Annotated in this window: 11 protein-coding genes; 2 read left to right on the top strand and 9 right to left on the bottom strand. The window is 46.2% G+C overall.

The window, feature by feature from the left end:
• The first annotated feature begins 44 nt into the window (after positions 1-44).
• Positions 45-1520 (top strand): serine hydrolase domain-containing protein, encoded by a 1476-nt coding sequence (locus tag MKY59_RS16980; RefSeq protein ID WP_339272562.1) that lies wholly within the window; start codon positions 45-47, stop codon positions 1518-1520.
• Positions 1521-1564: 44 nt separating this feature from the next.
• Here MKY59_RS16980 and MKY59_RS16985 read toward each other — a convergent pair whose 3' ends face one another.
• Both MKY59_RS16985 and MKY59_RS16990 read right to left on the bottom strand, forming a co-directional pair.
• Positions 1565-2224 carry a DUF4386 domain-containing protein gene (locus MKY59_RS16985; RefSeq protein WP_339272564.1) on the bottom strand — a complete coding sequence of 220 codons (660 nt, stop codon included), beginning with the start codon at positions 2222-2224 and terminating at the stop codon, positions 1565-1567.
• Between the two features lie 78 nt (positions 2225-2302).
• Positions 2303-4435 carry a LuxR C-terminal-related transcriptional regulator gene (locus MKY59_RS16990; RefSeq protein ID WP_339272566.1) on the bottom strand — a complete coding sequence of 711 codons (2133 nt, stop codon included), beginning with the start codon at positions 4433-4435 and terminating at the stop codon, positions 2303-2305.
• 409 nt (positions 4436-4844) lie between these two features.
• On the opposite strand from MKY59_RS16990, the gene MKY59_RS16995 reads away from it, so the two are divergent.
• Positions 4845-5957 (top strand): hypothetical protein, encoded by a 1113-nt coding sequence (locus MKY59_RS16995; RefSeq protein WP_339278421.1) that lies wholly within the window; start codon positions 4845-4847, stop codon positions 5955-5957.
• A 223-nt stretch (positions 5958-6180) separates the two neighbouring features.
• Here MKY59_RS16995 and MKY59_RS17000 read toward each other — a convergent pair whose 3' ends face one another.
• The 7 genes from MKY59_RS17000 to MKY59_RS17030 all read right to left on the bottom strand — a co-directional run bounded on the left by MKY59_RS17000 (position 6181) and on the right by MKY59_RS17030 (position 14012).
• Positions 6181-7344: an alpha/beta fold hydrolase gene (locus tag MKY59_RS17000; protein WP_339272568.1), complete on the bottom strand. Its 1164-nt coding sequence runs from the start codon at positions 7342-7344 to the stop codon at positions 6181-6183.
• Between the two features lie 125 nt (positions 7345-7469).
• Positions 7470-7616, bottom strand: a complete 147-nt coding sequence (locus MKY59_RS17005; RefSeq protein ID WP_339272570.1) for a hypothetical protein — start codon at positions 7614-7616, stop codon at positions 7470-7472.
• The gene (locus tag MKY59_RS17010) at positions 7613-8638 is read right to left on the bottom strand and encodes an LCP family protein (RefSeq protein WP_339272572.1); all 1026 of its coding nucleotides are present in this window, start codon (positions 8636-8638) and stop codon (positions 7613-7615) included. The genes MKY59_RS17005 and MKY59_RS17010 overlap by 4 nt, the downstream gene beginning before the upstream one ends.
• A gap of 40 nt (positions 8639-8678) precedes the next feature.
• Entirely contained in the window at positions 8679-9368 is a 690-nt protein-coding gene (locus MKY59_RS17015) for a hypothetical protein (protein ID WP_339272574.1), read from the bottom strand.
• Between the two features lie 36 nt (positions 9369-9404).
• The gene (locus MKY59_RS17020; RefSeq protein ID WP_339272576.1) at positions 9405-11234 is read right to left on the bottom strand and encodes an acyltransferase family protein; all 1830 of its coding nucleotides are present in this window, start codon (positions 11232-11234) and stop codon (positions 9405-9407) included.
• A gap of 176 nt (positions 11235-11410) precedes the next feature.
• Positions 11411-12556 (bottom strand): WD40 repeat domain-containing protein, encoded by a 1146-nt coding sequence (locus MKY59_RS17025; RefSeq protein ID WP_339272578.1) that lies wholly within the window; start codon positions 12554-12556, stop codon positions 11411-11413.
• Positions 12549-14012 (bottom strand): HAMP domain-containing sensor histidine kinase, encoded by a 1464-nt coding sequence (locus MKY59_RS17030; protein ID WP_236412490.1) that lies wholly within the window; start codon positions 14010-14012, stop codon positions 12549-12551. Before MKY59_RS17030 ends, MKY59_RS17025 begins: the two co-directional genes overlap by 8 nt.
• Positions 14013-14017: the final 5 nt, after the last annotated feature.

The following is a 14017-nucleotide window of genomic DNA, read 5'->3' on the forward strand; positions in this document are numbered from 1 at the left end:
GTGCTGATAGCATTTCCTTATCTTGAATTTTAGGAGTGCTAATGATGCCAAAACTGAAAAAAAGAATGTTTGTTGCAATCAGCTGTTTATTGTTGTTATGTTCCGTGTGGCCGAACCCCATGTCCGCCACGGAAGCCCCGGACAGGTCGGAAATCCTGCAAGACATCGACGAATATATGAATCGGAGCATGAAGGCCAATCACATCAAGGCTGCTTCACTGTCCATTGTTAAGGACGATGAGGTCTACTACGCCAAAGGCTACGGAACATTCGCAGACGGCCAAAGCGTGACGGACGACACTCATTTCCCCATTGCTTCGTTAAGCAAGTCCTTTACTGCGTTGGCCGTGCTGCAGCTGGCAGACCATGGACAAATTGACCTGGATGCGGCTTACGATTCTTATTTTCCCGAGCATTCTCCACTGGATCCCCGCGTACATGACATTACGGTCCGTCATTTATTGAATCAGACCAGCGGTCTCAATGACAAAGTAAATCCGGATATGACGAGGAACGCGCCGTTCCAAACCCTGCATGAGGCGAATCGATTATTAACGGAGGTTCAACTTGCCCATAGCCCCGGAACCGCGTACAGCTATCATAATCCCAATTACGTGCTGCTGGCGAACCTCGTGGAAAGCGTAAGCGGAGAGCGTTTTTCGGATTATCTGAACAACCATATTTTTGAACCGCTAGGAATGAACCATTCCTTCAGTGTCAGCACGACGCAGCAAATCAATGAGAATGAAACGATCCCGTTAGGACATTACTTGATTTTGGGACGTTCCGTAGGCCAATCGGAACCGCTCTGGTTCATTGAGGGCCCGGCCGGCATCATTTCAACCGCAGAGGATATGTCCCTCTGGATGCTTGCCCAATATCACGGACAGCTCCTTTCTCCTGCCCTAATGAAGCAATATCACGCAGCCGGGGCCATCGGTCCGTACGGCATGGGCTGGCTTGCAAACCAAGACGAATCCGGGGGCAAAATGATCTCCCATAGCGGCATCTTCTGGACGTACAAGTCGGAAGAAATGATTTTTTTGGACGAGAAAATGGGCGTTGCGATCATGTTTAATTCGGGTATAAATGCTTTTGTGAATTACTCGGCTTTTATTCATGATATTGCGAAGATCATGAGAGGGGAAAAGCCTGAAACCTCATTTGTGAACGGTCGAAACATGGAAATGATCATGATTGCGCTGATCATCGCAACGCTCGCATGGGGCGTATATGCCTATTTTCGCATCCATCGGAGGAACAAACGCCTAACGATGAGTAAATTGATTCTGATCACGGTTAGAAAGCTGATTCCGGTCCTAATACTCTTGTCCCTGTCCCCATTGATGACGTTGATCGGCGGAGGACGCGTGCTGCCTTGGTTCGGCATCTGGACTACTCTGTCGTCTCCAATCATATGGCTTGCTGTATGGTCGCTTGTCAACTTCGTGCATTTGGCTTGTTATTATTACATTTATGTTCAGAATAAAAAGAACGGTCGTTGGGATTTACCCCAGTAGTTTTATTCGCATAAATGAGCTGCCGTTCTGGCGTGTGTCGATCATCAGGAGTTTGCTGTGCGCTGATTGAATCCCTTCACGATGAGCCAGAGCGGCAGAACTATTTCAAATATTGCCCCTGGAACATAAAGAATCGTTCCGAGGTCTAGACCAGCGATCGCCAGGCAGCTGGATGTTAACAATCCGGCATACCCGATAAATCCGATCATGGACAATAAGCGCGGAACCAACCTGGACTGGTAGAGCACATAACAGAATAACAAGCTGCCCAGACTCAGTACGACCATAGCTAGTTCAAAAAGCATAAAGTGAGATTCTACCGCTACCTTTGCTAGTACTTGAAAGTATCCGCCACCTGATTCTGTCTCCCTGTAATCTCCGCTCAACGCGAGGAGCAGTATCGGAACGATTAAACTAAGGATAAGAATCGCTGACTCGATCACCCTGGAAGCGAAGTACCCTAGCGTAAACGCTTCGTTCTGTTTTTTTAATACAGGGTACAGCAGCATGGCAATTCCCACAACCGCTATCGCGTTGATTAACTCCAAAAACAATCCTAAGATTACGTTGGTTCGGTCCAAATTTAAAGCTGCCAGTTGTTCGGGCTGCTGAAGAACGGGGTTCAGCAACCCGCTCCCTAACAGATACGCAACCGTCGACAACAGAAAGAGTGACCCTGCTACCCTTAAATTCCATTTGCTCATGCTTATCTCCCCTTCGCTCATGTTATAGAAATCATAGCTTAGGGGCTTGGGGATCAATAGACACTTTAGTGTGGTTTTTTATCGTTCTTTGGGGAGTAAATTCAGCTCATGAGCACGTGCAACCGCTTCAGTGCGCCTCCGAACTTGAAGTTTCTCGAAAATTCTGCGATTATGCCCTTTTACCGTGTCCACAGCCAAGGAGAGTTTTGCACCGATGTCCCGGTTGGAAAGTCCCTTGGCAACAAGCGCTAGCACATCGAGTTCACGCTGGCTGAGCGGCTCAACCAAATTGCAATTCTTCGTTGATTGAAGGATCGTCCTGACACGCTCCAGGCCAGCTTGTGCTTCGCGAAGAGCCGGAAGCGGAAGATCGCCGGCCAGCTTGATAGCCTCTTCGTAGCATTCTCCCGCCAGGTTGGGTCCATTGTCTGCTTCATGTAATTGACCCAGTCCGATAAGAGACATAATGGCCATCAGTTTATGTCCCATCACGTGACTGTAAGAAATAACTTCATTGTAGGCTTTTTGAGCTCCCGCATAGTCTCCCCGCCGTTGGCTTGAGATGCCCAGCATCCATGCCGCCGCCGTCCGAACAGGAAGATTATCCTGGCGGAGATACGCTAACGCGAGCCTGGATTGGTTAATAACTTGATCGATCTCATAGGCTGCACTCCTCAAAACATTCTTGCCCGGAGCAATAAGCTCGATGAGGTCATCGCTTTTGTCGTCATGTTCCGTCATTTGCATGAACTTTTCAGCTGTCTGTAATTTTTGATGGGTCCCGTTAGGATTCACGGCCATCATTAACGAACCCACTGCAGCCCGGGTTGCCGCAATCAGCCCGATCAAGTCTCTTACGCGAACGTCCTGTCGGGCGCCTTCGAGCGCTGCCTCTGCCGCTTGCAGCTTGGGTTCAACGTGCGTCGGCTTACCTGTGATTAGCAAAGCTGAACCGTACATCACCCACAACGCCGGTCTGGCGTCCAATTCTGCAGCAGGCAGCGACTCCAACCATTTCAGCGAAATGCCTGCTGCCCCGCGAAGATGCAAAGGCATCCCATTGCCTTCCAAAAGAAGCGCGGAGCGTTCAACATCAGCTGTTTCAACGGCATGGTGAAATGCTTCGATTTCAAGGCCGTGATTTTCATACCAAACGCTTGCCCGTTGGTGTAGTTCTGCAACATTGGAACCGTTGAGATGATCCTCTAACCGTCTTTGCAATGACTCGGCGAACAAGTGATGGTAGCGATACCATCTTCGTTCATGGTCCAAAGGAATAACGAACAGGTTTTGGCGCTCAAGATCCAGCAACCGTTGCTTCCCTGATATTGCCGGATCGAGCAGAATAGCATCGCAAAGAGAACCGCACAGGCGGTCGAGAATCGAGGTGCGTAACAAAAAGGTCTGAACAGCCTCCGGTTGCCGCTCCAGAACCTCTTCTACCAAATAATCCAGCACAAAATGATGGCTGCCAACAATAGACTGAATAAACCGGTCTGTACCACGATCGCCTTGAATAGAAAGGGCGGCCAACTGCAAACCGACAATCCATCCTTCCGTTCGTGATGCCAGCTCATCGATGATATTCTCAGGTAGGTTTAGTCGCATGACTTCGTTAAGAAACCCTTCAACTTCGGGACGCGTAAATTTCAGATCTGCTTCACGCAGCTCTGTTAACTGGTCTTGAGCTCGTAACCGGGCCAATGGAATAAACGGATCCTCGCGTGTGATCATGACCAGATGGATATGCGAAGGCAGATGATCGAGGAGAAAGGAAATCGCCTCGTCTATCGGCTTCGATTTCGCTGCGTGATAATCATCAAGGACAAGAATGAAAGGTGATATGACAGCAGCTTCCTTTAGGAGCACCTCTATAATGGACTCCATCGGAGGCAGTGCTGGAGATTGAAGCATTTCAAGCACGCCTTCCCCGAGCTTCTCGGCAATCGTTTGCAGCGATGAAATAACACAGGTTAAAAACCGCGTAAGCTCATTATCTCCTTCCTCAAGTGATAGCCATGCAACAAGCCGCCCGCATTGGGGAATCCATTCGCCAACCAATGTGGTTTTGCCATAGCCAGCGGGCGCGGAGATCAAGGTCAATTTACGATGTAATTCACATTGAAGCCTTTCTATCAAGCGTTGACGGAGAACTGTATTTTGCCGAAAAGGCGGTATATTGAATTTAGTGGAAAGGTTACGCTTAGACATAAGCATATTTTACCATTAGGGTTTGCCGCCATCAATGAATCGAATTACCAAACTTGAATGAAGACCAAAGGATTTCTTTTTCGATTAGATAGCGGCATTAGAAGACCGTATATTGCTCTGGGTTGGGTCATTTCTCGGTTAAACTTTAGTCTCCGGCCGCCATCCAAAAAAAACGAAAGCAAATAAAAAGTTCTGTGACATTTTGTTTACAAGTTGATCAAACTTTGGCGACAAGTCCCTTCTATATTGAATTAGTGAGTGCTGTAAAGGAAGCACAAGCTAACAAGTAATAGAAACAGACTAGGAGGAATATGAATTGTCATTAAACTTTTTGTCACCGAATGAGATAAGGCATCAAGGCGTGGAAGTTGACCCTGGTGCCCCCAATTCTCAGCAAAATAACGCGGATTTGTCGCATAAGCGAGGTAACCCACGTGGGTCCGGACGACTTATGGCTCTAGATGCTGTAAGGGGTCTAGCCGTGATCGGCATGTTTTTACAGCACTTTGCTTTGAATGAAAGAAATGCTATCGTTGCAGGCAATACGACGCTATTATTTGTTCTTTGCGGAGGTATTTCGTATTCGCTTATGGCTCAGCGGATGAAGGAGCGCGGAACGGATGCAACCGTTTTTCGGTCAAGAATGCTAGCGCGGGCTGTATTTGTGGATGTGATCGGCTACCTCCTAATCCTGCTGAATACCCCATACGGCATCATCCTGCCTGCTTACGCTGTCATGTTCGTGCTTGGATTAGTGCTCATTCACCGCTCAACTCGTGTATTGGTTTACACTGCTTTATGTTTACTGGTGTTGGCACCGCCACTTATGCTTCTGGGGTTGAGTTACTTCAATGGAGCAGATCTGCTTCAAGATATTGCCGGGGGGCCGATGTCTGCTCTCGCACTTTCTCCTGCTTTTGTAGCAGGAATGGCGATTGCGCGATTCAATCTAACCAATAAGCGAATTGCAGTCTCGCTTGCCATAAGCGGTTTCGTCATGCTTGTCATTGGTAAGATGCTGGAAGCTTATGTCCTTCCTGATCTAAGAACATCTTTTGAATCGTGGATCGTTCATGTTCAAGGTACGAATTTCGTTCCAGTTGACGAATATGCCATTTGGCCTTTTAATGTAAATCCACCGCTCTGGCACATGCTTCTCCAGACAGCACCGCATACCGCGTCAACGTTCCAGACGTTAATCGGGCTCGGAATTGCATTTCTGGCCATAGGACTTGCATTCCTGATCCCGAGTAAAATAAGCGTCATTTTAAGCCCTTTTGCAGCAGTTGGTCGTGTCGCCCTTACGATGTACGCCGCTCAGTTCATCGTTGTTTGGGTGTTGACCCTCCTGGGAATCGATTATGGTTTAGGTGAATTTCCGCTTGGTGATCTAATCGTAGTTGTAATCACACTGGTGGTGGGCTCTATTATTGCTCTTAAGCCTACTGGTCCACTCGAGTTAATGATGCGACGATTCGACCAAAGATTCAGTTCCATCGGTCCAGCACCAGCATCCAAATGAAAAATCTAATCCGCAATTATACATCTTCAATGAGCAGCCCACCCTCGGGTGGGATACTCATTAAAGAACCCAGAACAAGATATGTTCCAGGTTCACAGAGCAAATATAGGTAAGATCACAATAAGCAACGATAATGAATATCCAAGTGAATATATGTAACTTCCTCTCAAGTTGAAAAGAACTTTAGAGACTCCCTTCATTCAACAAAATACGTTACATTGATTCACTCCACATTAGAGAAAATACGCACGGTTAGCCCATCTTGAAATCCCTCAAGAGAAGCGGTCAAATCCGCATGATTAAGAAAAGAAAGAGCTCTGCTATCTGTATTTACTGTTGGCTTTAAAGCCCCATTTACAGACTGGTTAACAATGTGCAGTTGACATGATTCGCCATGATAATCTGTACCCTCCAAGGTATACACCGCTCGAACATGGACTAATTTATCTTCCAAGTAATCCTGAATATCTACTGCTCCTGGTAAAATTAAACCTTTGAAGTAAGGACTCTCGCTTTCTCCTGTGAAAAAAACTGCAGTTTGTCTTCCAGCACCTTCTTCCATACGTACCTCGCTGCCCGTAATCCGAACATCGATTGTCAAGACTTCTTTCCTGCCCAGTAAAAATTGCTGAATGGATATCATCGAACTGCTTGTTTGTTTCTCCGTAAATTGATGTCCGGCTCCTCTGACCAGTTGCAAGTGACATTGACCTGGCGCATACGATTCTTGGGCTTTAATAGAATAACTATAATGTACGATTTCATCCGCAGTACCATGGATAAGCAGCACCGGTCCGTTATACGGAATGATCTCTTCGAACGGATTCATATTAACCACTGTTTCATGGAAGCTCTTGCTAATGGACATCCTCCCGCAATCAATAACTTCCGGAACATGTTCGACATCATATGAAGAGTTGGCTAAAGCACCTTTACGAGCATCATCGGGGATACAAAATGCTGGATAAAGCAGAATTAACGATTCTACTTCATGTGCGCGCTGAGCTGCTGTCAATGCTGATACAAACCCTCCCTGACTGAAGCCGATTAACGTCAGACGATTCTGATCAATGTAAGGTAATCCTTTAACATAATCCATCACCGCCATTAAATCCTCACATTCAGTCAGCACCGTCATATCTGTTGATGCCCCGTCACTTCTTCCTTCTCCATGAGCAGAACCTCCACAAAAATCAAAACTATAGGATGCGTAACCCCATGATGCAAAAGTTCTGCAGCATTCACCTAAATCGTTGGAATTCCCACCAAATCCATGACTAACAATAACGGCTGGAAGGCTATTTCCCTTCGGTAGAAATTCTGTGCCGCGAATCGTTAACCTGTCCCTTTTACAACTAAAATCACGTTCTACAACATGGCTGCACATCGTTCAACATCTCCTTTAACAAATAAATTCGCTTTCACCCCACTTATTGTCATTATATTATAAAACTGAATAACGCCGCTCAAATTTCCCATGATATCAACTATTTTAGCGTAATTGACGTAATGTCATGTCCCTCCCTCAGCGGCTGCCGATTCACGGATTTCGTCTCCTGCCCAAGATTCAACACGGTCCAGATCATGAAGCTCTGCCGTTGTTCCCTGTACCTGAGTCTCTGCCGAAACCGCATTGAAGATGGATTTTCTCTTTTTCATTCTGCAACCTCCCCACTCTCCCGTTCCTGATCAAGCGGTGAATTACCGGTTTCTATAGTCTCGAACTCATCGGCTTCAAGTATGTTCCGAACGTAATCCTTCAGTTCATTGTCGTTTGTTACGCCAAGTACAGCTGCTCTTCCGACATAGGTTTCTTTAAGCAGCTTCATCGGCGGGATTTGCTCACTTGCCTCCATTTTGCTCTTGTAACCAACCGATGCCAGCTGCCACATATCATTTACCGACAAATTCGTGTCGATATACGGACTGACTTCTTGGAGGATCGATGGAAGCTTCATGATGGATGTTGTGCTTTTCATTTTTTCGACGATGGCATTGGCAAAATCGCGCTGCCGCTTCGTTCGGGAATAATCCGATAGGGCATCATGGCGGAAACGAACATATTGAAGTGCCGTCTTCCCGTCAAGATGCTGCTCCCCTTCCTTCAGGTTGATATCGTACTCATGATGATCAGCTTTACTTTCATAAGTCATATCCTTCTCCACATAGAAATCGACGCCACCGACTGCATCCACGAGTTTGATAAAGCCTTGGAAGTCTGTGTATACGTAAAATTGGACCGGTATACCAAGCAGCTCGCTTACGGCGCGCATTGCCGTTTTAGGTCCATGGGTGACCGCTGTGTTGATGCGGTTCTTCCCATGCTCCGGAATATCAGTATAGGTATCCCGAAGAATGGAAAACACATGAATACGTTTTTTAACAGGGTCGAGGGAAACAACCATCATGCTGTCAGATCTCGGAATCTCGTTTTTCTTGTTGCCGCGTGCATCTACGCCCATCAGCAAAATATTGACAGGTTCCTCGCCAGCCCATTTTGGAGGTTCTGCGACGTTCTCCTCGCTCGCCATCACTTGGGCAAAGGGAGAATCCTCCGACGTTTTTTTCAACCCCTCTAACCCTCTGTATATGGATAAGGAATAATAAAGCCCGAAAGCGACAACTGCTGCTAAAATCATGATGCTTATTACCGCTGTAAATTTTTTCTTTTTGAACGCCATGGCGGACACTCCTTTTCTTGGTACTCAATAGACAAAACACTCAATGTTCCTGTAATCCTTGAACGAGAAGCGAAGCATAGAATCTGCTGCCATCCGGCTTCAGATGAACGCCGTCTTTGTAGAAGAACTCATCTTTGCCTTCGCTCGCTGCGTACCAATCCACCACTCTCGCATTATCAAATTCATTTACAACATCCTTAATGTTGGCGTTCACTGTATCCTGCCATCTTTTTGGAACCCGGGTTGTCACGACCAAAACCTGTTTGGCTTCCGATAATGATGTAAGCAAATTGCGCAGTTGATCTTTGGAAAAGGGGCCGTTCGTGCCAAGCTCTATAATGATGCGGTCTCCCAACTTCCCCTCAGCACTTAATTGTTGAATTAATTTTCCGGCCTGGGACATCTGTCTGCCGACCTTTCCATCAACGGTGACTTTCGGAAGCTTCTCTTTCAGGTAAGGCTCAACGCCAACCATGACGGAGTCTCCAATGACGGTAACTCCTTGCCCATCGATGGACGAAGATTCAGCTATGTCTGCCTTTAGGGAGCTGATGTCTTCCTTTACTTCAGATGGGGTCAGGCTTGAACTATTCTCGAATGTTTCAAAAGATCGGCGATCCGCTTTTTCTTGTTCACCTTTGGAAGAAGCCTGGTTATGAAAAGCAAGATACCCAAGGATGGAGATGAGGAGGACAAGCCCCCAGTACATCCACGTTTTTCGTTTTTTCATCGTATATTCCACCTTTCTTATCCATAAAAATGGATGCTACGCGTTTTGCTTAAGATGTTGGACGAGTAAAGAAGCGTAATATTGAGCTCCTTCGGAAGTGAGATGAATCCCATCAGAAGTAAACAGTCCACTTTTTTCCTCACTGGCTGCATACCAATCGATAATGTTTACATTGGAATAATCACGTGCAACTTCTTTCAAAGCATCATTCACAGGATCCTGCCAAGCTCTGGGCACCCGAGTAGTTACCAGATAAAGCTGCTTGTCTTGCAGCGTATCTATTAGCTTTCTTAGTTTGCTTTGATTAAAAATCCCGTTGCTCCCCAGTTCAATAATGATCTGGTCCCCCAGTTCTCCTTCTGCTTGCAGCTGATCCACAACCTCTTGAGCATGCGTCATCTGCCTGCCGACCTTTCCGTCCACCACAATGCCCGGAAGCATCTCTTTCATGTAGGAATCCACATCCAGTGTGATCGAATCCCCGATTAGTGTGATGCCTTTTCCTGAATAAGACGAGCCGGCAGCAGCATCATGACTTGTTTGGGGCATGTCATCAGTGATCGGCTGATTGTCATTGATCGATGGCTGTTGCTGGTTAGGGATCTCCTGTTCATCCTTTTGCAGTGTATCGGGAATGCTCACGGCTTGGGCGAATTCAGGCTGATCCTTCGAACCGCTGGTTATCCAGGATAGGGCGATAAAGAACGCAATCAACGTCAGACTTATGCCGACCATGGGTTTAAAACGTTGATGACGCCGGATATCACGCCATTTCGCGTGAAAATATCCCTTGCGAATCGGTTCTTCGATGAACGTGTACGAAAATACGGACAGCAATAGGATCAGGCCGAGACGCAGCATCAATGGCGCCAATCCAAGCCCTTCACTACTCGCCCCGTCGGGTTGCATCAAAATAATCACGGGATAATGCCATATGTAGAGGCTGTAAGAACGCTTGCCAAGCCAGGTCAGTGACCGGCATCCCAAAACGCGGCCTAGACGACTAGCCGGATGCGCCAAGACAGAGATCAATACTGCCGTAACCAGAGAGAGAAGGAGAAATCCATACTGATATAGCGAATCTTCATACTCATTCGTGCGAAGAATACACATGATCAGGATGAACAGTGCACATGCACCAGTGACATCAAGCGATCTCCGTGCCCCGGGTGAAATCTCCTTCCCCAACTTCCAGCTTGGCCATGCAACCGCTAAGGCCGCACCGATCAGTATGGCAAACGCTCTGGTGTCTGTTCCGTAATACACTCTGCTTGGGTCTGTTCCCGGCACATACATTAGAGCCATGGCCATCGCAGATACAAGAGCCAGCACCAACATGCATGAAAGCAACTTTCCGCGCCGAGGCGCAAACCTTAGAAAGATGAGCAGTACGATCGGCCAAACGACGTAAAACTGTTCCTCAATGGAAAGAGACCAGAGATGTCCAATGGGCGAAGCTGGGCCGAAGCTTTCAAAATACGAAACTTCGTGAAAGATGAGATACCAGTTATTCACATAGAAAACAGAAGAGATAAAGTCTCCTTGCAGTAACAGAAGTCTCGCGGGATCTGCAGCCAACAACCACAATGCAACCAGCAAGAGCATACTTAACATCGCAGGCAGCAATCTGCGAAACCTTCGCAGCCAAAAGTTCCAAAGCGATACATGATTCACTTTCCACTCCATTAGAAGCTGATCCGTAATCAGGTAACCGGACAGGACGAAAAATACGCCTACTCCCAGTAATCCTCCCTGGGCCCACTTCAAGTCCAAATGGTAAGCGATGACAGCCAGTACGGAAATGGCTCGTAAACCATCCATTCCAGGCATATAACGCTTCATCGGTTGATTCAATTTCCCACGCATTGTGCTTCATTCCTTGTCTGTATTGGGGCTAAATCTCTTTAATCAATATAAACAGCGGATGTCGCCAAAGTTTGATCAAGATGTAAACAAGTTGTCACAACAGGGACATCGTTATTGACAACGAAAACACCCTTGAAATGGAATGTAATCCGTATCAAGGGTGTTTTAACGAAGTGCTATTCAAATTCGATGATAAATGCCGGCTCCTCTGTGGAATCATCATTGGGTATGCTTTTCGGATTCACAAAGGTTTTAGGCCCTTGTATGAACAAACTTGTATTGTCCAGACTCCATTTCATATTCAACGGCAATATACCACGGTAAACGGGCTCGTTATAAAGCACATTTCTGCCTTGCATTTTCCCCACATAAACAGCATCTTCATCTTGCAACGTATATGCAATAAATTTTTTGTCCGGTGAAAATTCAAATGTAGATACTCTCTCCAGAATAACGGAAAGCTCACCGTTCCGCTGATCGTATTCGTACAACGTATCATCTCTACCCAAAAAAGCAAACTGATCGTCGCCAATCCAGATCATTGGTTTATCAGCAATTTGACGCTTGTACTTTGTCTCAAAATGCCCATCGATCAATTTGCCAAGCGCGATGGTGGGCCTGCCCGATTGACGGGTATCAAGCAGCTTAATCAAGGCACTGCGGCCATCATTGGATACCTGGACATCAAGAAGTGTATCATCCGAATTGAACTCGTTTAATGTGTAGGATTTGGATGCCTTGGTCTTCGTATCATACACCCGCAGACTGTTCTTTTCGCTTTCAGCAGCGTCCAGAACCAGATAACCTATCATTTGGCTGTTGTCAGACCAGGACATATTTTGCAGGTAACTCTGACCTTTGGGGTTAAATGTGTCGACCTCTTTTTCTTTTCCGTCACTGGCAGAAATGAAAACAGTCGTGATTGTCGTTTTGTTTATACGTACATCGGCGACATGCCTACCGTCCGGCGACAGTGACATTAGAGAGTGGTCCACATCGTTCTGCATAATGTCTTTACTTTGTTCAAAAGGGAGAGTCAATTGTTTCAACATGAAACGCTCAGGGAAACCTGTACTTTTGAATGAACCCAATAGCGTGTCGATTGTTGACCAGCCCAACCAGTACCCTTTATCCACTTTTTCTTCCGGAAGGCGGTAAATTTTTTTGACCTGAACGGGACTTAAGTCTTGATGTGTTTGTTCGTTTGCCTCGTTCCCTGATATGATGATGGTTTCGTTTGGAAAGCGGGCGCCACAACCTGTTAACAGAAGGACAAGCAGAACAATCACGCTTAAACCAAACCCACCATATTTCTTAGCCATGATTGTTCCCCTCCTCTACGGATACATGGTTAAACTCTACCGTAACTGCAGTATGGTAATCTTGACTGACGACAGAAATGGTACCCTCCAGTTCATCGACAATGGATTTGACGATACTTAATCCGAGCCCCACGCTGCCCTCTTCTGGATCTTTGGAATGAGCGAAGTAGAAAGGTTCGAACAGCTTGGAAAGCTGCTCCGCATCAATGGGATCACTTGGATTGTCAATGATAAAACGGACTTTCCCGTCCGTACGAAGCCCTTTTACCGTTATCTCGGAGAAGTCCAAACTGTATTTAATAGCATTATCCAGCAGGTTAATAAAGAGTTGCCGAATTCGTTCCTCCTGGGCGAGCATGTATAATTCGGTCTCCATGTCTACAGATATGCTTTTTTTGTAGCGTTGTGCACGTATGGACATGGATTCGCATACATCTCCTAGAACGGCTCCGACTTCAATGCGGTCGAGTTCATGGTTGGTTGCATGACGACGCGAGACTTCAAGCAGCTTGAGCACCATCTTATGAAGACGTTTGCTCTCTTCGATGATGTGGTTCATGCCTTTTTCAAAAAAGGTGCGATCCCTCTCTCCATTCGCCTTGATCAATTCTGCATAGCCCAATATGGAAGTTAAAGGTGTTTTGAGTTCATGGGTAACATTATCAAAGAAACGCTTTTCCTGCTCATGAAGATCCTTGAGTTGATCCCGATCTTTTCGGATAATGTTCATTTGCAGGCCGATCTGATCAATCATGTCATTAAAATTTTCGGCAAGCCGTCCGATCTCATCCTTTCGTTTGAACCGGATGCGAACGTCCAGATTGCCATTCTTCACTTCGGACGAGGCACGGGCCAGTTTCCCAAGTGGAAGAGTAATGTGTCTTGACAGAATGAAAGAAAATAAAAAAGTAACTGCAAAAATAGCAAGTGTGATATAGAGCGTAGTATCCAGAATTCGACTGCTTTGCTGATACAGCTGGCTAAAGTCCTTGTAGAAACGTAGAATCCCTACTTTTGATCCATCGATCACGACGGGGTAAGAGAACAGAACCGTTGTTTTGTCATCGTCATAATTGATGTTATACGCAGTTTTTCCATCGATCGCTTCTTGCAGATCCGTTCTCTGCGGCTGTGAAAATAAAGACTTGTCCGAGGCAAATAACATCTCTCCGTCAAGGGTATATACGCCGACACTATTTCCAGTGGCATGATTCAAATTAATGCCGAGTTCCTCAGCCATTTCCCCAAAATATAGCTCGTTACTCGAAAAATGGTTGATCAGAAAGGTTTGACGAACATAAACATTGCTATTATTTTTGAGTCCAACGAGTTCGGTTGTGATCAGATTTTGGTTGCTTGTATGAATGATCTCCTTCACCGTTTGGCTCAATACTAGAAATGAAAAGGAGAAAATCAACAGGAATCCGAGAAGAAATTTGATGCTGATTTTACGCATGTTAA

It is taken from the genome of Paenibacillus sp. FSL W8-0426, assembly GCF_037969725.1.
GTDB classification, from domain to species: Bacteria; Bacillota; Bacilli; order Paenibacillales; family Paenibacillaceae; genus Paenibacillus; species Paenibacillus hubeiensis.